General features: G+C 47.1%; 22 protein-coding genes and 2 riboswitches. Of the genes, 11 read left to right on the forward strand and 11 right to left on the reverse strand.

Annotation, left to right across the window (positions count from 1 at the left end; all coding sequences use genetic code 11):
- Window positions 1-80: 80 nt before the first annotated feature.
- From QMA01_RS07965 to mtnW, 4 genes are read right to left on the reverse strand one after another with little or no spacing between them, the layout of a single operon-like run.
- Entirely contained in the window at window positions 81-617 is a 537-nt protein-coding gene (locus tag QMA01_RS07965; RefSeq protein WP_290183599.1) for a 1,2-dihydroxy-3-keto-5-methylthiopentene dioxygenase, read from the reverse strand.
- A 15-nt stretch (window positions 618-632) separates the two neighbouring features.
- The gene (locus QMA01_RS07970) at window positions 633-1,247 is read right to left on the reverse strand and encodes a methylthioribulose 1-phosphate dehydratase (RefSeq protein ID WP_191714609.1); all 615 of its coding nucleotides are present in this window, start codon (window positions 1,245-1,247) and stop codon (window positions 633-635) included.
- Complete coding sequence (locus QMA01_RS07975) at window positions 1,244-1,909, reverse strand: 2-hydroxy-3-keto-5-methylthiopentenyl-1-phosphate phosphatase (protein WP_290214704.1); 666 nt, start codon at window positions 1,907-1,909, stop codon at window positions 1,244-1,246. Before QMA01_RS07975 ends, QMA01_RS07970 begins: the two co-directional genes overlap by 4 nt.
- A gap of 5 nt (window positions 1,910-1,914) precedes the next feature.
- Window positions 1,915-3,129 carry a 2,3-diketo-5-methylthiopentyl-1-phosphate enolase gene (mtnW, locus tag QMA01_RS07980; RefSeq protein WP_290183601.1) on the reverse strand — a complete coding sequence of 405 codons (1,215 nt, stop codon included), beginning with the start codon at window positions 3,127-3,129 and terminating at the stop codon, window positions 1,915-1,917.
- Window positions 3,130-3,204: 75 nt separating this feature from the next.
- Window positions 3,205-3,314: riboswitch (SAM riboswitch) on the reverse strand.
- A 243-nt stretch (window positions 3,315-3,557) separates the two neighbouring features.
- Window positions 3,558-3,711, forward strand: a riboswitch (SAM riboswitch).
- A 74-nt stretch (window positions 3,712-3,785) separates the two neighbouring features.
- Here mtnW and mtnK point away from each other — a divergent pair.
- From mtnK to QMA01_RS08005, 5 genes are all read left to right on the forward strand, one after another.
- Window positions 3,786-4,976 carry an S-methyl-5-thioribose kinase gene (gene mtnK / locus QMA01_RS07985; RefSeq protein WP_290183602.1) on the forward strand — a complete coding sequence of 397 codons (1,191 nt, stop codon included), beginning with the start codon at window positions 3,786-3,788 and terminating at the stop codon, window positions 4,974-4,976.
- Window positions 4,973-6,034, forward strand: coding sequence for an S-methyl-5-thioribose-1-phosphate isomerase (gene mtnA / locus QMA01_RS07990; protein ID WP_290183603.1), 1,062 nt, complete (start codon window positions 4,973-4,975; stop codon window positions 6,032-6,034). Before mtnK ends, mtnA begins: the two co-directional genes overlap by 4 nt.
- On the forward strand, window positions 6,031-7,113 hold the full coding sequence (locus QMA01_RS07995) for a sugar ABC transporter substrate-binding protein (protein ID WP_290214705.1): 1,083 nt from the start codon (window positions 6,031-6,033) through the stop codon (window positions 7,111-7,113). Before mtnA ends, QMA01_RS07995 begins: the two co-directional genes overlap by 4 nt.
- A 64-nt stretch (window positions 7,114-7,177) precedes the next feature.
- Window positions 7,178-8,734: a sugar ABC transporter ATP-binding protein gene (locus QMA01_RS08000; protein WP_290214706.1), complete on the forward strand. Its 1,557-nt coding sequence runs from the start codon at window positions 7,178-7,180 to the stop codon at window positions 8,732-8,734.
- Window positions 8,658-9,695, forward strand: coding sequence for an ABC transporter permease (locus tag QMA01_RS08005; RefSeq protein ID WP_191714616.1), 1,038 nt, complete (start codon window positions 8,658-8,660; stop codon window positions 9,693-9,695). The genes QMA01_RS08000 and QMA01_RS08005 overlap by 77 nt, the downstream gene beginning before the upstream one ends.
- Window positions 9,696-9,742: 47 nt before the next feature.
- On the opposite strand, the gene QMA01_RS08010 is transcribed toward QMA01_RS08005, so the two are convergent.
- On the reverse strand, window positions 9,743-10,279 hold the full coding sequence (locus QMA01_RS08010; protein ID WP_290214707.1) for a dihydrofolate reductase family protein: 537 nt from the start codon (window positions 10,277-10,279) through the stop codon (window positions 9,743-9,745).
- Window positions 10,280-10,584: 305 nt separating this feature from the next.
- Here QMA01_RS08010 and QMA01_RS08015 point away from each other — a divergent pair, with 305 nt between their 5' ends.
- Window positions 10,585-11,595: an EAL domain-containing protein gene (locus QMA01_RS08015; RefSeq protein WP_479692276.1), complete on the forward strand. Its 1,011-nt coding sequence runs from the start codon at window positions 10,585-10,587 to the stop codon at window positions 11,593-11,595.
- Between the two features lie 81 nt (window positions 11,596-11,676).
- Here QMA01_RS08015 and QMA01_RS08020 read toward each other — a convergent pair whose 3' ends face one another.
- From QMA01_RS08020 to QMA01_RS08035, 4 genes are all read right to left on the reverse strand, one after another.
- Window positions 11,677-12,507 (reverse strand): alpha/beta fold hydrolase, encoded by an 831-nt coding sequence (locus QMA01_RS08020; protein ID WP_290214709.1) that lies wholly within the window; start codon window positions 12,505-12,507, stop codon window positions 11,677-11,679.
- A 102-nt stretch (window positions 12,508-12,609) separates the two neighbouring features.
- On the reverse strand, window positions 12,610-13,587 hold the full coding sequence (locus tag QMA01_RS08025) for a catechol 2,3-dioxygenase (RefSeq protein WP_290183609.1): 978 nt from the start codon (window positions 13,585-13,587) through the stop codon (window positions 12,610-12,612).
- Window positions 13,588-13,610: 23 nt separating this feature from the next.
- Window positions 13,611-14,816, reverse strand: a complete 1,206-nt coding sequence (locus QMA01_RS08030) for an acyl-CoA dehydrogenase family protein (RefSeq protein WP_290183610.1) — start codon at window positions 14,814-14,816, stop codon at window positions 13,611-13,613.
- 329 nt (window positions 14,817-15,145) lie between these two features.
- On the reverse strand, window positions 15,146-16,966 hold the full coding sequence (locus tag QMA01_RS08035) for a helix-turn-helix domain-containing protein (protein WP_290214710.1): 1,821 nt from the start codon (window positions 16,964-16,966) through the stop codon (window positions 15,146-15,148).
- 321 nt (window positions 16,967-17,287) lie between these two features.
- Here QMA01_RS08035 and QMA01_RS08040 point away from each other — a divergent pair, with 321 nt between their 5' ends.
- The 5 genes from QMA01_RS08040 to QMA01_RS08060 are packed head-to-tail and all read left to right on the forward strand — an operon-like array spanning window position 17,288 to window position 21,261.
- Complete coding sequence (locus QMA01_RS08040) at window positions 17,288-17,761, forward strand: flavin reductase family protein (RefSeq protein WP_290183612.1); 474 nt, start codon at window positions 17,288-17,290, stop codon at window positions 17,759-17,761.
- Window positions 17,762-17,773: 12 nt separating this feature from the next.
- On the forward strand, window positions 17,774-18,565 hold the full coding sequence (locus QMA01_RS08045) for a 2-keto-4-pentenoate hydratase (RefSeq protein WP_290183613.1): 792 nt from the start codon (window positions 17,774-17,776) through the stop codon (window positions 18,563-18,565).
- Entirely contained in the window at window positions 18,562-19,443 is an 882-nt protein-coding gene (locus tag QMA01_RS08050; RefSeq protein ID WP_290183614.1) for an acetaldehyde dehydrogenase (acetylating), read from the forward strand. The genes QMA01_RS08045 and QMA01_RS08050 overlap by 4 nt, the downstream gene beginning before the upstream one ends.
- A 12-nt stretch (window positions 19,444-19,455) precedes the next feature.
- A complete protein-coding gene (dmpG, locus tag QMA01_RS08055) occupies window positions 19,456-20,463 on the forward strand; it encodes a 4-hydroxy-2-oxovalerate aldolase (protein ID WP_290214711.1) in 1,008 nt (335 codons plus the stop codon).
- 15 nt (window positions 20,464-20,478) lie between these two features.
- Entirely contained in the window at window positions 20,479-21,261 is a 783-nt protein-coding gene (locus tag QMA01_RS08060) for an FAD synthetase family protein (protein WP_290183616.1), read from the forward strand.
- A gap of 65 nt (window positions 21,262-21,326) precedes the next feature.
- Here QMA01_RS08060 and QMA01_RS08065 read toward each other — a convergent pair whose 3' ends face one another.
- Complete coding sequence (locus QMA01_RS08065) at window positions 21,327-22,334, reverse strand: FecCD family ABC transporter permease (protein WP_290214712.1); 1,008 nt, start codon at window positions 22,332-22,334, stop codon at window positions 21,327-21,329.
- Window positions 22,331-23,329 carry a FecCD family ABC transporter permease gene (locus tag QMA01_RS08070; RefSeq protein ID WP_203340319.1) on the reverse strand — a complete coding sequence of 333 codons (999 nt, stop codon included), beginning with the start codon at window positions 23,327-23,329 and terminating at the stop codon, window positions 22,331-22,333. The genes QMA01_RS08065 and QMA01_RS08070 overlap by 4 nt, the downstream gene beginning before the upstream one ends.
- Between the last annotated feature and the right edge of the window lie 101 nt (window positions 23,330-23,430).

Consider the following 23,430-nt stretch of genomic DNA (forward strand, 5'->3'; position numbering starts at 1 on the left):
AAAAACATTAAAAATAGAAAAAAATTACCTGTTTTTCAAAATAAAAAAGACTCGATTACTCGAGTCTTTTTGAAAAATTATTAGCTTTGTACACTGCCTTCTTCCTGGTAAACCGGTACCCATCCTTCAGTCGTTACAAAAATACGGATAGCTACGACTTTGCGGTCGTCAGCAAGTGTAAAGTAATGGGTGATGTTTTCAGGAACCGAGATTAAGTCGCCTGGCGTCAAGTGAACTTCAAAAAAACGTTCGTCTTTTCCTTGGATGATGAAGACGCCGTGTCCGCTGACGATGTAACGGACTTCGTCATCTGTGTGAATATGCTTGCGCTGGAAGTTTTTCAAGAGCTCATCCAATTTCGGATTAGAGTCAGACAGGGAAATGATATCCGCTGCCTGGTAGCCGCGGCGCTCGGAGATGTCATCGATTTCTGTTTTGAATGCCTGAAGGATTTCGTCTTTGTCAGCATCGCTCAAATCAAATTTTTCGCGCAGGTTCTCCGGCAATTTAGTGTTGTCCCAATGTTCATAAACGACTTCCTGCTGCTCCAGAAATGCCGCTACTTCGTTTTGTGCCTCGATTGTTTCGTTTGTTCCTTGAATTTTAATGATCGCCATTTAAATCTTCCTCTCTTATTTTAACTGTAGTTGTAACGCTAATTGGTATTGAAATAAAAATTCGCTGGCTTCAAGCAGCTTCTTTGCTTCAAAGCCGTCTTTTCCCCAAACGGTGATGCCGTGGTTGCGGATCAGCACCGCTCCTTTATCGGCAGTGATATAAGGTTCAAAGGCTGCGGCAAGCGTCGGGATATCGGCGTGATTTGGAATGATCGGAATGGTCAATACAGCATCTTCTTCCCATAATCCAAAGGCCTTGATCAATTCCTGTCCCTGGAAATCGATTTTTCCGGCATCTCCGTATAATTCGGAAATGACGTTATTGGCTACCGTGTGGACGTGGAGGCTGCAGCCGGCCCCTGTCTTTCCATATATCGCACAGTGCAACAAAGTTTCTGCAGAAGGCTTCAATAGAGTCCCGGCAGCCGGCTGTCCATCGGCATCCACAAGAAGGAAGTCTTCGTCAGTGCGTTTTTTCTTGTCTTTTCCGCTGGCGGTAACCAGAAATTCAAGTGGCTCGTCCGCCACTTTGATGGCGAGATTTCCGCTGGTTCCCATAAACCAGTCACGAATAGCCAGTTCATCTTTGACATCGGCCAGTTCCAGCCATTTATCGTGCAATGCCGTCATGACTTCACCCCTGTATAGTCATCCACAATGGCGATGACTTCATGGAAAGTTTCAAACGGTTTATAATCGATGTCCGCTTCCTGGCATTTTTCAGCCAGCAGATCCCGGGCAATGACAAAATCAGCTTGTTTGGCGGCTTCCCAGTCACTTATGGAATCGCCGATGACGATACTTTTGGCGCTGCTGCCTAGAAGATCCCGAATGACGGATGGTTTGCAGCAGCCACAGCCTTGGCTGGTACAGGTTTCGTCACAGCCATGTGGAAATACCAGTTTGATGGTGTCTCCTGAAAAATCGGCGCTGTTGCAATAGATGCCGTCAAAAGGTTCAAATGGTTCAAGCAGCGGGTAAACAAAGAAATCGATGCCGCCGCTGACGATGTACAAAGGAAGTTGCTGTTGCTTTGTATAAGCGACAAAATCGCTGAAGCCTTCGCGTATTTCCGCCTGCTCCAGCACATATGAAATGATGTCATCTTTTGCCTCGACCGGAAGGAGGGAGAACATCTTCGCAACACCCTCACGTATCGAAATGGATTGGTCAAGAATCTGGTTTTTGACGGTTTCCCAGCCCGGCGGATTAAATTTCTTCATAATGGCGATGATGTTGTCATTGGCTGTAACGGTGCCGTCAAAATCGCAAAAAATAATCGGTTTACTCAATTTGTTCACCCCCATAGCTCAAGTGCTGTTTGTAGTTCTTGATGTTGTTTGCCTGCCGCCTGCAGAGTTTCCCCCTGCAGGACCGCATCGATGGCCTGCCTGAAAGCCTGTCCGCCGCCAGCTGCACCAGCGGGATGTCCATGGACACCGCCGCCGGCATTGATGACACTGTCGATTCCATAATCAGCCATCAGCAATGGCACAAGGCCAGGGTGGATGCCTGCAGATGGAACGGGGAAGCTGCGCTTCAGAGGGCTGTCTATCGTCAGTTCTTTGCCGAGCGCAAGGGCCGCTGTTTTCTCCAACGCAACACTGCCGTAAGGAGAAGGAAACAGGGAGAAGTCAGCTCCTGCATAGCGGATCAATTTCCCGAGTGCGAGCGGTGTAGCGAGACCATAGAAAGCGGAAGAAGTGAAAGCGCCGCTGAAAGCCGGATGTGCCATGAGCGGCAAAGCAATTTCATCATCTTCAGCCAGTTCCTGCAGTACATCGAGCCCATATGCATGAACATTGAACAGTAAAGCATCCGCTCCAAGTTCACGTGCTTTTCGTGCTTTTCCTCTCAGTTCGGAAGTTCGCCCTGACAAGTTCACCGCATAAAGTGTACGATGGCCTGTTTCTTCATAAACGCTTGTCAGTACGTCTTTGCCAGTGGTGATTCGTTTTTCAAATGGAGTCAGTGGATTGTCGAATAAAATTTCATCGTCTTTGACCAAGTCCACACCACCCAATGCCTGTTCACGCAATTGAGCAGACAGAAAATCCAGATCGCGGCCGATGACGCCTTTGAATATGCTCATCAGAAGCGGTCGTCCGGCTACGCCAAGTGTGTTGCGGATTTCTTCAATGCCGAAGCGTGGGCCGGGAAAATGGCTGAGCAAGTCGTGGCTGAAATCCAAATCCACTAACTTCACTTCTCCGTCCAATGACAATTTTCCGAAAACCGTGGTCAAGATGGCCGGAAGGTCAGCAGAGAAATTGGCGGACGGATAAGCGACAGCAACTTCCGCTTTGACCAGTTCGGGTTTCAATGGATGGTTGATTTCTTCAAATTCCTTAACGGAAACGACGTTTCCTTTATGGTGTTTCAGCTGCTCCTGTTCGAGGAGCGGCAAATCGGTCCAGGAGCCGATCGTCAGACCCAAAGCGATGCCTTCCGCCTTTTTCTCAAAAGAACCAGGCTTTCCGTATAATTGATAAGTAGCAGTCAAGATGCTCATGTATTCAACACTCCCATGCAATTTTAAAAAATAAAAAACCTCTTCAAATAAGAAGAGGTTAAGGGCTTTAACAACTTCTTATTTCTCAGCCATCGGTTCTGGCTGCAAGAATTAGCACCGTGTCCACCATTGGACCGGTTGCCGGGTATCGTAGGGCTTGTCCCTCCACCTGCTCTGAATAAGAAAGATATGAAATTGGGTAAGTTTTTTGGGCTGGTCCTACTTATAGAATCTCAGCGTAAAAAGAAATGATCGTTCGAAATGGTAGAACTGCTTTAATAGAGTAAAGTAATTCTGATTATTTCATGCGCACCGAAATCTGTCAACAGCATTGTTGCAAAATTGTTTTTATTTAAAAAATGTGATTGACAGTCAATTCTGAATCGTGATAGGATTCATTTCAGAACTTAATAGCACGACAAGCAGTACTCTTATCAAGAGCTGGCAGAGGGATTTTGGCCCGATGACGCCCAGCAACCGACCGTAATACCGTTGTGAGACGGGGCGCTTTGGCGCCAGGATGAATATCCTGTAAGGCACGGTGCTAATTCCATCAGAAATTTATTTTCTGAAAGATAAGAGGCATGGGATCTCTTATTCTGGCCTCTTTCTTTTGGAAAGAGGCTTTTTATATTGCAGAGAAAGGGAGATTGACCATGACACTTACGGCTCCAACCACCTATAAATCATTAACCGAAGAAGCTGCCATCGAATTGGCGAAAACTATTCAAGCATTTGATCATAAAGCTCAATTGACGTGCCGGGAAATCGGCGACGGCAATTTAAATTATGTTTTTCAAATTGAAGAGGCAGCCACAGGCAAGAGGCTGATCATCAAGCAGGCTTTGCCATATGCCAAAGTCATCGGCGAAAGTTGGCCGCTGACATTGAAGCGTGCGACGATCGAAGCCAATGTTCTGAAGAAGCACGGCGAGTTTGTGCCGTCTTTGGTGCCGGCCGTCCATGCAACGGACGAAGCATTGGCTATAACGGTGATGGAAGATTTATCGCATCTCGAAATTGCGCGGGAAGGCTTGATCAACGGCCGGCAATTTCCAAGGCTGTCACAGGATATCGGCGAATACCTGGCACAGACTTTGTTCCACACTTCTGATTATGGGCTGCATCCTTTTGAGAAAAAACGCTTGGCTGCTGAGTTTTCCAATCCGGAACTATGCAAAATCACAGAAGACCTGATTTTTACCGATCCATTTTTTGATGTTGACACCAATGATTACGAACCACAGCTGCAGGCAGCAGCAGAAGCGATTTGGAACGACCGCAAACTGCAGCTGGAAGTGGCGAAATTGAAGAAGAGTTTCTTGACTGAAGCGGAAGCGCTGCTTCACGGAGACCTTCATACCGGCAGTATTTTTGCGGGGCCGGCCGAAACGAAAGTCATTGACCCGGAGTTCGGCTTTTACGGCCCGATCGGCTTTGATGTCGGATTGTTTCTGGCCAACCTGATTTTCCAAACGATTACACGGGAAGGCGAGGAGCGCCAGGAAATCGTAGCTCACATTGAAAAAACATGGGAAGTATTCGCTTCTTCATTCACGGAACTGTGGCAAACGCAGAGCGTTGAATCGTTCAAGGAGACCGAAGGATATCTTGAATATGTCCTCGGCAAAGTACTGGCCGATGCCGTCGGTTTCGCCGGCTGCGAATTGATCCGCCGGACGATTGGCCTGGCGCATGTCAAAGACCTGGACAGCATCGAAGACAACGATAAGAGAATTTCCTTCAAGAAGCAGGCATTGCAGAGTGGGCGGGAATTAATCCTGAAGCGTGAACAAACTGCTTCGATCAAAGACTTGGTGGAAATTCTGAAGGAGGCACGCATATGAGCATTCCGTTATCCATCAAATGGGACGGAGAGCAGCTGACCATCCTGGATCAGCAGAAACTGCCGCATGAGATTGACTATTTAACGCTTGAAACGGTAGAAGATGTATATAACGCGATTTTCTTCTTGAAGGTGCGCGGAGCTCCGGCCATCGGCATCACGGCTGCATATGGCTTAGCGATAGGAGCACAGCGGCACGATGCCGTTTCCTTGGAAGCTTTTCAGCAATATGTCGAAAAAGATGCGGCGTACCTGAATTCTTCACGGCCGACTGCCGTTAACCTCGGCTGGGCACTCAGCCGCTTGAAAGACAAGGTGCAAGAAGCAGAGAACGTGCAGCAGGCGAAATTGCTGCTGCTTGCGGAAGCTGTGAAGATCCATAAAGAAGACGAAGAGTCCTGCCGCAGCATTGGTGAACACGCTTTGGTATTGCTGCAAGGAAAGACGAAAGTCATGACCATCTGCAACGCCGGTTCAATCGCTACGGCTAAATACGGTACGGCTTTAGCGCCATTCCATCTTGGCAGCGAACGCGGCCGTGAGTTTGAAGTGTTTGCCTGTGAAACCCGTCCGGTTTATCAAGGCGCACGTCTGACAGCTTGGGAGCTTCAGCAGTCAGGGGTTGATGTCACATTGATCACCGACAGCATGGCGGCGCACACCATTGGAGCCAAAGGAATTGAAGCCATCATTGTAGGCGCGGACCGCATTGCAGCCAACGGCGATACGGCCAATAAAATCGGGACGTATAACTTAGCTTTGTTGGCCAATGCTTTCAGCATCCCATTTTATGTAGCGGCGCCGGCATCAACATTCGATTTGTCGATTGAGGACGGAACCGTGATTCCGATCGAAGAACGAAACCCGGAGGAGATTACCCATACGAACGGACAGCCGGTCGCACCTCTTGGCACGAAAGTGTTTAATCCGGCATTCGACGTGACGCCGGCACATCTCATCACCGCCATCATCACCGAAAAAGGTATCATCACTGCAGAATACAAAAAAAACATCCCTGACTTGCTTGGTGCATTTACAGGAAAAGGAGAAACACGATGAAAAAACAATCTATTTGGCTGCTTGCCGCACTTTTATTTATCAGTATTTTATTAACCGCTTGCCAACCAAAAGGGAACGTCAGCGAAGAAGAAACTTCTTCAGATACGAAGGCTGAGGCTTCAGACCATCCACTTGCCGGCAAAGAAATTGCCTTGATTATGCAAATCAATTTAGGGACATTCAGCGCCCAATACATAGCGGGTGTGGAAGAACAGGTTGAGAAATTCGGAGGCAAGGCAACTGTTTTCACTTCTGAAGGGGATTTGGCGAAAATGGCCTCTAACCTGGATGCAGCCATCAATCAAGGTGTCGATGGCATTTTGATTGACCATGGAACAAAAGAAGCATTGAACCAAGGTGTTGAAAAAGCGCTTGAAGCCGGAATTCCGGTTGTGGCGTTTGATGCAGGCATCGATGTTGAAGGTGTGGTTTCTTTGGAGCAAGGCGATCAGCAGATGGCCGAGATGAGCTTGGAAAAACTGGCGGAAGACAATAACGGCGAAGCCAATATCGTTAAAATATGGACAGCGGGCTTTGCACCGATGGAAAGACGCCAGATAGCTTATGAAAAATTCCTATCCGACAACCCCGGCATCAAGGAAGTGACAGCATTCGGTGCCGCTACGAACAATACGGCACTGGATACGCAATCACAGATGGAAGCAGTTTTGAAACAATACCCGAACGAAGGGGAAATCACTGCAGTATGGGCCGCGTGGGATGAGTTTGCGAAAGGTGCTGTCCGTGCCATTGAACAAGCAGGACGTACAGACATTAAAGTATACGGCATCGATATGAGCGATGAGGATCTGCAATTGATGCAAAAAGAAAACAGCCCATGGCTCGCTTCGGCAGCAGTGGATCCGACGGATATCGGACGCATTCAAGTTCGTTACTTATATCAGTTGTTGAATGGCGAACAGCCGGAAGAAAAAGTGATTTTAGAGCCGGTTTTTGTTGAAGCGGAAAGTTTGCCGGAAGAAACGGTGACAACCGATAAGTTAAGCGAATACGTAGATGGCTGGGGCGTAAGCGAACAGGGCTACACGGATGAATTGCGCGAATTGGAAGGCCAATAATCTTCATCATTTCGAGCTGTCCTGAAAGATGGGACAGCTCTTTTATCAGAAAGGAGGCGTTTCTATGGCACAAGCTTTACTTTCGATGACCGCCATCGGAAAAACTTTCGGTGCAGTGACGGCGTTGCAAAAAGCCGAGTTCCATTTGGAAAAAGGAGAAGTCCATGCCATTCTTGGCGTCAATGGTGCAGGAAAAAGCACGCTGATTAAAATCCTGTCAGGCGTTTACCAGCAGGATGAAGGAACGATTAAATTGGATGGCGTCGATATTCGGCTGGAATCGCCGAAGGCAGCCAAAGAACAGGGGATTTACTGTGTTTATCAAGAAGTGGATACAGCCATTGTTGCTGAGCTGACTGTTGCAGAAAACATCCTTCTCGACACATTCGCAGGGAAAGGCAATTTATTCGTTTCCAGACAAAAAATCAATGAACGCGCACGTCTTGCTTTGCGCGAGCTGCAGGTGGACCACATCAATGTCCAGCAGAAAGCGGCGAGACTGACTTTGGCGGAAAAGCAGATGGTGCTGATTGCCAGAGCCTTGGTCCATTCGGCGAAAATCATTATATTTGACGAACCGACAGCTCCTCTGTCTATCCATGAATCAGAGAAACTATATGCAGTCATTGCAAAGTTAAAAGCACAGGGCGTCGGCTGCGTCTTCATTTCCCACCGTTTGCCGGAAGTATTTGAAATCAGCGACCGGATTACAGTGATGAGGGAAGGGACGCTTGTCAAAACCTACGATACGTCAGAAGCCGATCAGGATGGGGTGATTGAAGCGATGCTCGGTGCAGCACTGAGTCATGAATTAGAGCCGAGGGCGCATGAGATTGGGAACCCTTTGCTGGAGGTTGAGAATTTATCGGATGGCCAGAAGCTCAAAGATCTGTCGCTGACGGTTGCAGCAGGTGAAGTAGTGGGTGTCGTCGGATTGGTCGGCGCCGGTAAAACGGAGCTTGCCAAAGCCTTGTTTGGAGGAACGCCTTTAACCTCAGGTATGATGAAGCTTTCGGGGAAAACAGCCAAAATCAAACATCCGGCAGACGCCATCAAAGCAGGAATGGCGTTGATTCCGGAAGAACGCCGAAAAGAAGGGTTATTTGTCCAGGAATCACTGGAAACCAATGCATCATTCCCTAACCTGAAAAAGTTTTCTAAGAATTTGTTGTTGGACCGGAAAGCCGAAAAGCGCTTTGCTGATGAAATCATCGAGCGTTTGCGCATCAAAACCGATAGTACAGAAACGCCTCTCGTTCACTTGAGCGGAGGAAACCAGCAGAAAGTGGCGATCGGCAAATGGATCTCCCTCGATTCGGCCTTGTACCTCTTCGATGAACCGACAAAAGGCGTCGACATCGGAGCCAAAGTGGATATTTTCAAATTGATCCGCCAATTGGCTGAAAGCGGCAAAGGCTGTCTGTATTTTTCAAGTGAAATTCATGAAGCCATCGGAATTTCCGATCGGATTCTCGTTATGTACAACGGTCAAATCGTGAAGGAATTATCACGACAAGAAGCGACCCAAGAAAGGATTTTATTGTATGCAAGTGGTGGAAAAGAAGAACTTGGGGAAACACAAAAGCTCGGTGAAAGACAACGCGATTCAGTTTCTGTTTAAATATGGCGCCATCGCATTACTTATTTTCATCATTTTTTACTTCAGCACAATCAGCGACGCTTTTTTCACATATGGTAACTTCACAGACATCCTGCGCTCCATTTCCATTGTCACGTTACTCGCTTTAGGTGTAACGTTCACGCTGGTAGTGGATGGTTTCGATTTGTCGGTAGGTTCGACGATGTCTTTATCGACAGTCGTTTCCGCATCTCTGATGGTTTGGTACGATATGCCGTTATGGCTCGTCCTTCTCCTGCCGCTGTTGATCGGGGTGTTGGTCGGAGCAGTCAATAGCTTTCTAATTGTGGTTATCGGCATTCCGGATTTGCTGGCGACGCTGAGCATGATGTACATTATTGCGGGCTTGCACCGTACGTATACAGAAGGCTACTCGATCTACAACAATATGCCATTGACTTCAGGAGGAACCGCACCGGGTCAATTGTCGGAAGCGTTTCTGTGGATTGGGCAAGGGCAGATGCTGGGCTTGCCGGTTCCGGTTTGGATCATGCTGGTGATGGTCCTGGCTTCCTATGTAATTTTGAACCATACACGCTGGGGCCGAGTGCTTTACATGACCGGCGGGAACGCTGAAGCCGCGACGCTGTCCGGCGTCAGCGTCAAAAAAGTGAAATTTGCCGCTTATGTGGTATCGGGAATTTTTGCTTCAATGGCTGGCATTTTGTTTACTGCACGCGTAGGTTCCGGACAAATTGATGCAGGGGCTCCGTTGATGATGGAGGCGGTTGCGGCAGTATTTGTCGGTTACTCGGTGTTAGGAGCGGGCAAACCGAATGCGCTGGGCACATTTTTTGGAGCTGCAGTTATCGGCATTTTGTTGAACGGCTTAACGATTCAGAATCTCCCTTATTATGCTTTTGATATTATCAAAGGAGGCGTACTGGTTGCTGCACTGGCAGTCACTTATGTTTACGCCAAAAAGAAATTCAGCAAAAACTAAGCACAAAAAAGAAAGCCTCCCGTTGCAGGGGGCTTTCTTTTTCTGTTTTATTTGTCTGGTGTATAACTGGCAATGAGCACACCTGAATCTGTTGAACGGATGTCCTGTAAGTTGAACATTTTCTGATCAGCATTTTCCTTGAAAAGCCGTTTGCCTTCTCCTAAAACGAGCGGAAATGTCATCAAATGAAGTTCGTCGACCAAATCATGTTTCAGCAAAGTTTCAATGAGTTCAGCGCTGCCATAAACCAACAGACGTTGTCCGGTTTTTTTCAGTTTGGCGACTTCCTGCGCTACATTGCTGGTAATCAGGCGGGCATTCCATTCCGTGCGCTTCAGAGTGGTGGAAGCCACATACTTGGGTATTTTATTCATCCGGTCGGCAAACCCTTCTTCATCTTCAGCAGCGGGCCAAGCGGCTGCAAACCCTTCATATGTCACCCTTCCAAGCAGCAATGCGTCACTGCCGAACAGCAGATCCAGCTGGAACTTCGCGATTTCGTTATCCCAGTAAGGGGCAGTCCATGACGGTTCTTCCATAACCCCATCAAGCGTCAAATACGTCGCAACAACGATTTTTCCCATGATCATTCTCCTTTGTGAATGAAATAACAGCGGGCCGTTCTTTTGAGATGGACAACAATTCGGGTAACCTAGAGCAGTTTCTTTTGCCTGTTAAACGATGAACGGCAAGTTAATGTATACATTCTTCACCGTCGAAAAAAAACCTCTTTTTCCGACGGTTAAATCATCGTGTAACAGATGCTTCAGTTGTGCTAATAAAACAAGAACAACTCTTTTCCCATTAGCGATTTTTTATTTTTGTATAAAATTGTTAACTATTAACTAGTGAAATAAAGTAAAATGGAACTACCAAAATTAAGGAGGAAATGGACTTGCAATGCAATAATTGCTCCGTAACGGAGTTGAAGTTTGAGATTAAAATAGAAGGCGACTCCAATTTGTTGGCATTGCCGCAAATTTATAGCCATTTGAATAGAAGAGACATTGATATAGTGACGACGGAAAATGGACTTATTGTAGATGAAGCAGGAGCCAAAGAGCTGATGGATTTTTGCCGTCATTTTATGGATTTGGAACAAGTCGTTTTCCGAATAAACCATGAAGCGTGGAAGCCGTTTTCTGAAATTGAAACCGTGTTGGATATGCAATGGATTGATAAAGTGATTCAAAAAGAGCTGATTTCCTGCCATTATCAGCCGATTGTGAATGGAAATGAAGAGATTTTTGCATATGAAATGCTGGCGCGTTTCCAAAATGAAGACGGATCGATGATCTACCCGAATGAAATTTTTCCAGCTGCCAAAATCCGCGGGCGCCTGTATGCATTGGATCGGGTATGCAGAATGACAGCTGTAAGGTATGCAGCCAAACTTAAAGGAGAGAAAGCGTTCATCAATTTCATTCCGACTTCAATTTATTCCCCTGAATTTTGCTTGCGTTCGACAATTTCTTTATCAGAACAGCTGGGGGTGGATCCGAAATCCTTAGTATTTGAAGTGGTGGAAACGGAAAAAGTGGATGATTTGGATCATTTGAAGAAAATCTTGGCTTACTACAAGGAAAAAGGATTCGATTACGCGTTGGATGACGTGGGTGAAGGTTACAGTACGATTGAAATGCTGGCAGACCTGAAGCCGAAATACATGAAGTTGGATATGCAATATGTCCAAGGGGTGGCAATGGATCCGGCAAAGCAGAAAGTGGCGGAAAAGTTTTTGAAGAAAGCGCTGGAAATCGGCTCCATTCCTTTGGCCGAAGGCGTTGAAACAAGCGAAGACTTTAAATGGCTTAAGCAGCGGGGGTACCAATTATTCCAGGGTTATTATTTCGGGAAGCCGGCGGCACTGCCTCTGTATGAGAAGAAAGTTGAAGTGTGAAGAAGAAGGAAAAGTAACTGGAAAAAACGTTGAGGATACGAATCCTCAACGTTTTTTTAATGATTGATTGGTTTGCCGCATTTATTTAATGAAACTTAAAATATGCTCCACGAACGGTTCGGTCTTCTCGATCTGCGTCCAATGACCGCATTCGTTGAAGACGTGCAGTTCGGCGTGCGGCAACAGTTCGATCAGGCGGTAACTCGTTCGCTCGATCGGAATGACCTGATCATTCAGGCCGTGGAACAGCAGCGCCGGGATTTGGATGTTGCGAATGGCGTCGTCCGACAGCGCAAGTTCATCCAGTTTTTGCTGGCGCGGTTCGGGGAACATCGCTTCGAAGGACTGTTTGACATCCGGACGCATGCTCGCTTCATAGCGCAGGCGGACCAGTTCTTCGTTATTGGCAGCTTCCTGGTTGTACGAGAACAGTTTGATCAGTTCGCGCATTTCTTCCAAGCTCGCTTCGTAGCCCCAAATCCGGTCCAGTGCTTCCGAAATCTCGTGGTGGTTGCCGACAGCCCCCATCAGGACCAGTTTTTTCACGAGGTCCGGCCGTCGGGACGCGACATGCATCGATAACGCGCCGCCCATCGAATTGCCCACCAGGTAAACAGGGCCGTCCGCTACTGCTTCGATAAAGCCAATCAAATGCTCCACCCACAATTCCACCGGATAGTCGCCGTTTTCCCGTTTGTCCGTTTCGCCGAAGCCGATGATGTCGGGGGCGAAGACATGGTAGTTCTCGCTGAGTGGCGGGATGATCAACCGCCAATTGGCATAGGCGGAAACGCCGGGACCGGATCCATGAATCAGGATAATCGTTTCTTCCCCGGTTCCTTCCTCGTGGTAGTGCGTGTTGATGCCGTTAACTTCCATAAATTTTGAAGAGATGTTTGCAGTTGTTGTCATCATTATTCTCCTTTCATTCTGGGAAAGAAGCCAGAAGAACCCATTACGGGTTTCCTCCAGCCCCTATCAGCCTATCCTCGAAAATTTAGCTTCGTTTCGTTATTAGACATTTTCCACGGGTGATTTAGCACGCACCGGCGTAGCGTATTCAAAGAATTCTGCTGGCAGGTTCGAGCCGTGCCAGATGATGGCATGCTCCAGGTCGGCGCCTTTCCACTCGACAGTTTTCCATGCCGGATCAAAGATTTGATAGCCGGAATCACCGAACAATTCCACGCGGTTGCCGCCTGGTTCTAAAACATACAGGAAGTTGCCTTGGGTCACGCCGTGCTTGCCGGGGCCCGCTTCAATTTGGAATCCGCCTTCAACCAACAGGTCGGCCACATCCATCAAGTGCTGCGGATAGCCATACCAATAGCAGATATGGTGCAAGCGGCCTTTTTCGCCTAACGCATCGCCCATAATAGCCACGTCGTGCACCAGGTTGGAGACGCTCATCCAAGCCGCAATGTCCTTGTTGTCTTCATCCAGAATGCGCTCGCGCACTTTAAAGCCCAACGCTTCTTCCAGAAATTCCACGTTTTTGTTGGTTTCGCTGGCCATCAAGTTGACGTGGTCAATGCGGCGTACTGGAACTCCGCGGTTCGGACGCTTTTGCGGACGGTTCAATAGCGGCGTTTTCTGGTCTTCCGGCGCTTCGTAGTACTCGACATCCCATAGGATTTCCATCTTGTGGCCGTCAGGTGTCTTGAACTGATACGCGCGGCCATGCCCGACATCGCCGTCGATCCAGCCAATCCCGTAGCCGAGTTCTTCCAGTGCCTGGACACGGCGCTCTAACGCTTGCGGAGAGGTAGCCCGCCAGCCGATATGGCCGAGACCTGCTTCATCGCTTGCCGTAATGATCAAGGTATTGTGATAAAAATCTTCATATGCACGCATGTAGACGGAATTGCCTTCGCGTTGTGATTCTTCCATCCCCAGGATTTCCCGGAAAAATTTTACCGAACCTTCCAAGTCTGTGCTGTAAATTTCTACATGGGCTAATTGTGCAACGTCTAAAATCGGTTCTTTTGTCATTTTATTTGCCTCCTCAGATTTTTTTACCACGTTGGGTTTCCTTCAAAGCCGAAAATGGATTTTCCGTAAGCTGCTAGAGAATCTTCGTAAAGATGTGTCGGGTGGACAGCAGCTGTAATCAGGTCACGAACAAACATCTCTGTTGGATCTGTTTTATAAACGGAGTTTCCGCCGAGTGTCAGCATGACGCGCAACGCCATTTCTGCGGCGCTTTTCGCAACGTATCCCCGAATGGCGAATAGCTTCTCGCGCTCTTCTTCTTCCAAAGTAACCATGCTGTTTTTTTGGTAATACGTTAGCTTCTCAACATATTCATTCGATAACCCTTTTAATGCACTCAACTGGATCTTCAATTCTGCCAAAACGCGCTGGCTGCTGGCTGCCTGTTTTTCATTTTGTCCCTTGTTGAAAATACGGATGCGATTTTCTGTTTTGTCCTGGAAAATCTGCATCAAGCGTTCGATTCCGCCGATTTGGATAAACTGGAAGCCCATCAAGAAGAATTGCATATAAGGGACATTCGCGATTTGATAGTCCGGATCGTAATTGTCTTCCCCAAGCCCTTCTCCGGCCATAACGCGGGCCATTTTGAACACGCGGTTCGGTTCGATGTAGACATTATCCACGAGAACGCCGTTGCTGCCTGTGCCTCGCAGCCCTAACGTATCCCAATTGTTGACGATCTCAACTTCGTCTTTGTGGACGATGAACATGCTGTATTCCGGTTCTGAACGGTCTTTTAATTTCGCGACAGCGCCGAGTGCAATCCAGTCGCTCCATAAAACGCCGCTGCAGAAGTTCCATTGTCCGGATAGGCGGTAACCTTCACCGTCATCTGTAACTTTTCCGACAGGAGCAAAGACATCGGCCATCAAGCCGCCTTGATTGAAGAGTAGATCCCGGCTTTCTTTTGGCAGGAAAGCGGGCCATGTTTCATGTATAACGAAGAAATAGCTTAACCAGGCTGCTGGCACACTATGGTAAGCGATCGTGCGAATCATTTCTCCGAATGTGAAATAATCCAGATCCTGGCCACCATATTCTTTCGGGCGCAGCAATTTATGGAATTGAGCCTCTTTGATTTTTTCGATAACCTCATCGGAAAGCTTGGCATTTTTTTCTGCTTCAGAAGCATACTTTTCAGCAATCAGTCCAATCGCTTTCGCCTTTTCGAGTAGTTCCTCCCGATTGAGCGTAGTTTGTTGAACTTCCAATTGATTGATTGACATTTCCATTCCTCCTTTTGGTAAGCGTTTTCAAAACCCGTTTGTCAGCGGTTTGGAATTAAATGAATCATAACAAACAGAAAAATCTGAAAGTAGGTATGAAAGCTATGGAAAATATAGAGGTTTTGAAACGTATTCATCTAAATGGTTTTTTAATATATAAATTAAAATTATTAAAGCCGAAAAAAAATTAATTAAATAGGTTTTTAAAGATTTTGATGAAAAATTATACTTTATTGATATAATTATATTATCAGATAATTTAGAATAAAGATGATGGTAACATAAAAAAAACCTTGCCCCGAGTGTTATCTGGGGCAAGGCTTAGGGGTTTAAATACGGATATTCCCTTTAGATTTTAGAATATTGATGGCTAAGTAAATCGAAAACACAGCCTGGGTGTCAGTCAGGTCCTGTTGAAGGATTTCACTGATTTTGGCTAGCCGGTAACGCAATCCGCTGATGGACATCGATAATTTTTTGGCAGTGTTGTTGATGCTGTTGCCATTGTCGATGTATGCGTAAAGCGTCCGGATCAAATCGAACTCAACGTCTATCGATAACAGTTTTCCGATATGCTGATCTACAAACCGGTCAATCAATACTTCGTCCTGTATTTGGAACAGGACACTTTCGATGCCTAATTGCTTAAAGTATGAAATAGTGGATTGTTCATTGGTGGAGCGCAGAGCAGCCAAGGTTTCTTTATAGAGCATAGTGATGTCCATGAAATCCTGAATCACTGTGCTGACGCCAATGCAGAAACGGTAGCTGGCAAATCGGTGCAGACAGTGTTTCAATAATTGGTCGATGAATTTCTCCTGGCTCATATTCAAATTCTCAAAGGATGGATACTCAATCAGCACAATGATCTTATCGAGCTTCTGCGAAACAATCGTATTGATATTCCGCTCATTCAAAAACAAATTGATATAACGGATCAGTTCTTCGTTAAACTCAATTTCATTTTCCTGATCTTTTTTGTTTCGATCAATCGCCAACATCCAATAGGAGGAAGAGGAATCGAAATTCAGGTAATAGGAAACTTTGTACATTTCTTCTTCCGTTAACCGGCTTTCCAAAAGATCATTCAAAAAGCTTCGTTTGATGTTTTGTTCCGTATTGATCTTGATATTTTCATTCAGCAGAATAATCGAAGAGGTCAATCCTGCTTTCTCGATAATCAGATAATCGAGGTCGTTCGGCTTCTCTTCATTTGGATATACAAATGAACAATAGCCTTTTATCTGCTGCTCGTAGAAAATAGGTGTCCGCAATAAGGAAAAATCTTTTGAATAAGGAGAGAAGGTGGTCTGCTTTGAAGCAAACTTCTGCAAATCAAGCGGTTCCTCCAGATGGCCGGCATGGACAAGGACATGGTGATTTTCATTTTCAATAAATGCCGTCAAACCCGTAGTTTCAAATAGAATATCAACAATCTTTTGGATGCCTTGCTTGGATAGCAATTCCTCGATCAATTGTTGATGGATATCGTTGGCTTTGTTCAAGTGGTCGCGTTCAGTTTTAAGTTTTTCCGTCATTTCATCGAGTTCATTGATCATGCTGGTAGCCTGATAATAATCCTGTTCACTGGAGATTTCGTCTCCCCATTTTTCAATTGGCATGCAAATGCATTTGCATTGTTCATGCCCCATAGCGCGGCATTCAATCTCTTTTACTAATACTGGCTGGCCAAGAACTGTCGACAGATAGCCACTCGCATAGCCACATAACGTATGGCAGACCGGCACCTCACTTGTTGGATGCGCTTTCAAATGTTGTTCTGCTTCGAATGTATTGACCCACAGTACTTCAATAAACTCCAGTTGTTCCTTGTCGATGCGCATCTCCAGAATTTCCACTTTATCCAGATAACCGTGCAGCTTATGGAATTTTGGGCCGGCATATACGGCTTCCCAGACGTTTTCCCATTTGAATAGCTTGGATTTTTCTCCATCACCTACCCCGCAATGCCACCCGTAGCGGGTAAAAACGCCTTTCGTCCGATCTTTCCCGATGACGGCAAAGAGTTCTTTTTTCAAGGCGGTTCTGGCTTCGATCGGAATGGTGATGACCCGATCATATAATTCCGTGATAATGGTTTCTTTAGTTGAATCAAAGACATCTTTCAAGTGCAGTTCTTTAGGATTCATAGTAATTTCCCCCTCATCAGATGCAAATTCATTTACCGGGACATAGAAATAAGAATCGGAGTTTGTGGCTGGACATCAACTTCCGATTTTCAGATAAATAACTATACTAAAAAACCTTTTAAACATTTTAAACTAAAATTCAGCAAAAATTGCTATTAGTTGATTGTATTTTCAGATTTTTTTAAATGCTATTCTCAAGGTGTAAGATTTTCAATTCAGTAAATACTAAATTCTATGGAGTGTCAACACCCAGAAATAAGAAGTAAGCGGTTACAAGAATGTAGCCACGTTACCATATCACAGTATAAAGGAGAATGTAAAATGGACGATTTGTTATTCAGACAAGCAATGGGCAAATTCGCAACTGGGGTGACAGTGCTGACCACAGCTCACGAAGGGGACGTTCATGGAATGACGGCAAATGCTTTTATGTCGGTATCTCTGGATCCTAAATTAGTAGTCATTTCAGTCGGACATCGTGCACGCTTTTTGGAGAAAGTAACACAATCTCAGCGTTTTGCAGTCAATATCTTAGCCGAGGATCAGGAACTGATGTCCAAACATTTTGCTGGGAAGCCGCAAGGTGAAGTCCAGTTTGCTTCTTTGGATGGACTGCCGGTGATTGAAGGTGCGGTGGCGCAAGTAACATGTGATGTGGCTTCAGTTTATGAAGAAGGCGACCATACTTTATTCATTGGAAGAGTGACAGACATCAAATTACAGGATAAAAATCCATTGCTCTTCTTCAGCGGGCAGTATTGTGAAGTAAAAACACTAGAAGCAAATAAATTATAAGCAGGTGAGCTAATGGAAATTCAGACAATCGCACGAAAGTTGCTGGATGCAGAGCTGTTCAAACAGCCCATTGCTCCATTAACTGAAAGCGAAGCACAGATAACAGCTGATGATGCTTATCGCATCCAGCTGCATCAAATACAGCAAAAAGTAAGTGAAGGAGCCATTGTCAAAGGGCTGAAAATCGGCTTAACGAGTAAAGTGATGCAGGAAATGCTGAACGTCCACACGCCGGATTACGGATTTATTCTGGACAGCATGGTTTTTCCGGAAGCGGATAGAGTGGATCCCGAGCGATTTATCCAACCTAAAGTGGAATTTGAAATCGCATTTGTCTTCAAAAAAACCTTGAAAGGTCCGAATGTGACAGTAGAGGATGTCATTGAGGCGACGGATTACGTGGTTCCGTCCATTGAAATCATCGACAGCCGGATAGCAGATTGGCGCATTAAATTCGAAGACACCGTAGCAGACAACGGCTCGTCGGCAGGCGCAGTATTGGGTTCGCAACGAACATCCCTGTCAGAGATTGATATCGCCAACGTCGGGATGTCGGTATACAAAAACGATGACTGCATCGACACGGCAAACAGCGATGCGGTATTGGGAAATCCGTTGAACGCTGTCGTCTGGTTGGCCAATGAAGTGAGCCGCTATGACATCAGCATTCAGCCTGGCATGTTCGTCTTATCGGGAGCCTTGTCAAAAGCGCTGCCATTCACAAACGGCGACAGCTTCAAGGCGGATTTTGGTGAACTGGGCGAAGTCAGCATTTCATTTCAACCGGCAGAGGTGAAAAAATGAGTAAATTAAAAGTGGGCATCATCGGTTCCGGAAATATCGGGACGGATTTGATGTATAAAATCGAACGGTGCGACTCTTTGGAAATGAGCGTCATGGTTGGTATCGACCCGGATTCTGAAGGGCTGAAACGTGCCAAGGATGCAGGCTATACGACAATTTCCACAGGCATTGACGGACTGATGGAGCAGATCGATTTGGTGGATATCGTTTTTGATGCGACAAGTGCATATGCGCATCAGGCACATAGCGATCGGCTGACCGCAGCCGGCAAGAAAGTCATTGATTTGACGCCGGCGGCAATCGGACCATTTACCGTTCCTCCTGTGAATCTAAAAGCGAACTTTGCATCAGAAAACGTCAACATGGTGACATGCGGCGGGCAGGCAACGATTCCGATGGTTTACGCCATCAGCCGTGTAGCGCCTGTAGAATACGCTGAAATCGTGGCGACAGTTGCCAGCAAGAGTGCAGGTCCCGGAACACGGGCCAATATTGATGAGTTTACGCATACGACAGCCCGTGCCATTGAAGCGGTTGGCGGAGCAGCGAAAGGAAAAGCCATCATTATCTTAAATCCGGCAGAACCCCCAGTAATCATGCGGGATACAGTCAATGCTTTGATTAAAGATAAAGGTTTTGAAGAGGCGGAAGTTGTAGCTTCGATCGAGAAGATGGTGAAAGAGGTTCAGGAATATGTTCCCGGCTATCGCTTGCGCGGCACACCGCAATTTGATGGACAGCGGGTATCGGTCTTCTTGGAAGTGGAAGGAGCAGGGGATTTCTTCCCGGCCTATTCGGGCAACTTGGATATCATGACGGCTGCAGCTGCCAAAGTAGCCAATGAAATGGCAAGAGAGTTAATAGCGGCAAACGCGTAAGGAGAGGAACAAATGGACAAGAAATCATTTGAACTATTAGACGTAACACTCCGTGATGGAAGCCATGCGATGTCTCATGCCTTTACTCCAACACAAGTGCGTGAAACGGCCCGTGGGCTGGATGCAGCGGGCATCCGCTATTTTGAAGTATCCCATGGCGACGGGCTCGGCGGCTCGTCTTTGCAGTACGGCTTGTCTGCACATGATGAATTGAAGTTGATCGAAGCAGCGGCAGATGAATGCACACAGGCTGAGGTATCGGTCCTGCTGATTCCAGGCATCGGCGTTAAAGGCGACCTGCAGAATGCGGTCAAAGCTGGTGCGAAAATGGTCCGGGTGGCGACTCACGTCACAGAGGCGGACGTTGCGGCTCAGCATATTGCTTTAGGGCGTGAGCTGGGTTTGAAAACAGTCGGGTTCCTGATGATGGCGCATATGGCGAGTGTCGAAAAAATTGTGGAACAGGCAAAACTATTTGAAAGCTACGGCGCCGAAGTCATTTACGTAACCGATTCCGCCGGTTACATGCTTCCTCAAGATGTCACCGATCGCATTTCGGCATTAAAGCAATCCGTCGGCTGCGAAATCGGTTTCCATGGACACAACAACCTGTCGATGGCCATGGCGAATACCGTTGCGGCAGTCAAGGCGGGTGCCACTTATATCGATGGCAGCCTGCGGGCTTTGGGGGCCGGCAGCGGAAATACGCAGACGGAAGTAATGGTTGCGGTTCTGGAGCGACTCGGTTACCAAACGGGCATTGATCTCTATAAAATCATGGATGTGGCAAACGATACAGTGGCGCCGTTCATGCCACGGCCGCAGGAAATCACCGGGTCGAGCCTGGTGATGGGTTATTCCGGCGTCTACTCCAGTTTTCTGCTGCATACCAACGTTGCCGCCAAGCGCTTTGGCGTCGATGAACGCGACATTCTGGTGGAGCTGGGCCGCATGAAGGCAGTGGGCGGACAGGAAGACTTAATCTATGATGTAGCGCAAGGGCTGGCAGTAAAAAATTAAGCGGGAGGGTTTTTTATGCAAACAATTCATTTAACAAGTCAAAACATGGCACAATGGCAAAATCAATTTCAGCAGCAAGTGTTTGCAATTGGCTTTTTTGATGGTTTGCATAAAGGCCATTTATCCGTGATTGAAAGAGCGAAACAGCTGGCTGGCAAAAACGGAGTGCCGACAGCGGTCATGAGTTTTTTCCCTCATCCGAAAACGGTTATTGGAGATCCGGATAAGCCGTTTCAATATTTGATGCCGCTTGAAGAAAAGCAGGCGGTGCTTGAAGAGCTTGGTGTCGATACTTTATTCCTGGTTCATTTTGACCGTGACATTGCAGGTTTGGCGTCTGCTGATTTTGTCCAACGTTTTTTGATTGGTTTGAATGCTATCCACGTGGTTTGCGGTGTGGATTTCCATTATGGCTCCAAAGGAAGCGGCTGCACGAATACATTGCAGAAGCAGGGCGAAGGGCATTTCGGCGTATCTGTCATCGAACTGATGGAATACAATGGAGAGAAAATCAGTTCCACCCGTATTCGCCAGGCGTTGGCGAAAGGAAATATTTCGGTCCTCCAGAAATTACTGGGGAAATTCTATGCAGTCAATTGGTGTCCCAAAAACGGGCTTCTGCCATTCTACTCTTTGCCGGCGCCCGGCCGGTACGAAGTGAAGTTGCATATAAACAACGAAACCGTGGTCTGCAATGCACAAGTGTTAAATGAAAAAGAAGCCAGCTTTACACATAATTTCAACAACTGGACAAACGCTATTAAAATAGAATGGATTCGCTCAGTGGAAAGCGCGTAATTTCTGCTTCTGGGCAAATAAAAACACAGTCAGCTCCGTGAAGAGGCTGACTGTGTTTTTGTCTGTTATTTTTTCAACAGCAAGTAAATGAAATATGGAGCTCCGATCAATGCAGCCATGATGCCTGCTGGGATTCCGGAAGGCTCGAGCAGGTTCCGGCCGACGGTATCCGCCAGCAGCAGCAGCCAGCCGCCGATCAGGATGGCAAGCGGCAAGAACAGCTGATGGCGTGGACCGACAATCGATTTGGCGATATGCGGAGCCATCAGGCCAATGAAGGCGATTCCGCCCGTGACTGACACAGCGGACGCCGCCAGCGCGACAGCCGCCAGCAAAAGGACGACCCGCTCTTTCTCAATGGATACGCCGATGCCGACAGCAACAGGATCACTGAGGCCGAGGACGTTCATCCGATTGGCTTTGTACAAAGTGAACGGAATGAGCACCAGCAGCCAAGGTAGGATGGCCACAATAAACGGCCAATCGGCTCCCCAAATATTGCCGGCCAGCCAATTGGCGATAAAATCGACTTTTTCTGGTTCCGCTGAAGAAATCAAGACAATCATGATTCCCGACAAGGCCATGGAAAACCCGATTCCCACAAGCACAAGGCGGATCGGCTGCAAGCCGGTGGTGCGGGAGTAAGAAAAGGCATAAATCAATGCAGCGGTCGCAAGGGCTCCGCAAAATGCCACGATTGGCATCAAATAGACAAAAGATCCAGCCTCTACCGGAATGAACAAGAAGAAAACCGCAATGGCGACACCGGCACCGGAATTGATGCCGATGATTCCCGGGTCTGCCAGGTCATTTCGCGTTACGCTCTGCAAAATCGCACCCGACAAAGCCAGTGCCATCCCGGCCAGAAGCGTGATCAAAATGCGCGGAAGCCGGATGGAAAACAGAATAAATTCTTCTTTAAATGTGCCTTGGCCAAGAATAGCCGGCACCAATCGATCATAGGAGATAGGGGAGTAGCCAAGCCCCATGCTGGCAATTGCTGTCACTAAAATCAATGCCAGCAATGAATAATACGAAATTCGTTGTTTTTTACGTAAGCTTGGGTGCATCATGCGAATGCTTTGCCTCCTTTACGGACAATGATCAGGAAGAACGGCAAACCGATGATTGCAATAATCGCTGCTACCGGTGTTTCAAACGGTGCATTGATCGTCCGGCCAATCAGGTCAGCCAGCAGCATGAAAATCGCTCCTGCCACTGCTGACATGGGGATGATAAAACGGTAGTCAGTTCCGACGATTGCCCGGACCACATGTGGAATCATTAAGCCGATAAACGCCATATTGCCGGCAAGTGCAACGGCAGCCCCCGCCAACAGCGTAATGATGACAAAAAGAACTGCTTTGATTTGGGCTGTTTTTTGGCCGAGGCCGATGGCGGCTTCTTCACTTAAGCTGAGGATGGTCAGCTGGCGAGACAGCAGCAACGCAATCACCAAAGAGGCGGCGATAAACGGAACCACTACCTGCAGCTGGCCCCAAGAAGTGCCGATCAATCCGCCGGCTGTCCATTGGGAAACGTTTTTTGAAATATTGAAATACAGGCCGATTCCTTCAGCAATCGCTGTCAGGAAGGCTGAGATGGCCGCACCGGCAAGAACAATCCGGAAAGGCGAGAATCCGCCTTTTTTTGCGGCACCGATACCGAACACCAAAGCGGCACCGGCTGCTGCTCCGATAAAGCAGGCAACCATGATGCCGAAATAATTGGCAGCCGGAATGAATGCCAACGTGAAGGCTAACGCCGCGTTAGCACCTGCAGTCAAACCGAGAAGACCCGGGTCAGCCAGCGGATTGCGGGTCATGCCCTGCATCATCGCACCAGATACAGCAAGAGCAGCGCCGACAAAGATGGCGGCAATTTCGCGCGGTAGCCGGATCTCCCGAATGACCCCAATGCCGTCACTGGAGCTGGTTGAAAATAACGCCAGCCCTACTTCTTTCAGACTGATATCCGCCGCTCCAAAAATCAAGGAAATGACCAGTGTCAGCACTAGCAGGAGCAGGCTTAAAATAAATTTAATGGGAAAGGAAACTTTAGGGCTCATTCATCATCATCTTTTCCTGAGAATAAAAGAGGAATTCTAAAATCAGAATTCCTCTTCTTTGGTATAGAAGTTTAGTTTTTGTTAGGTTTATTCCTTTTAAA

This window comes from Planococcus notacanthi (assembly GCF_030407825.1).
Taxonomy (GTDB): domain Bacteria; phylum Bacillota; class Bacilli; order Bacillales_A; family Planococcaceae; genus Planococcus; species Planococcus notacanthi.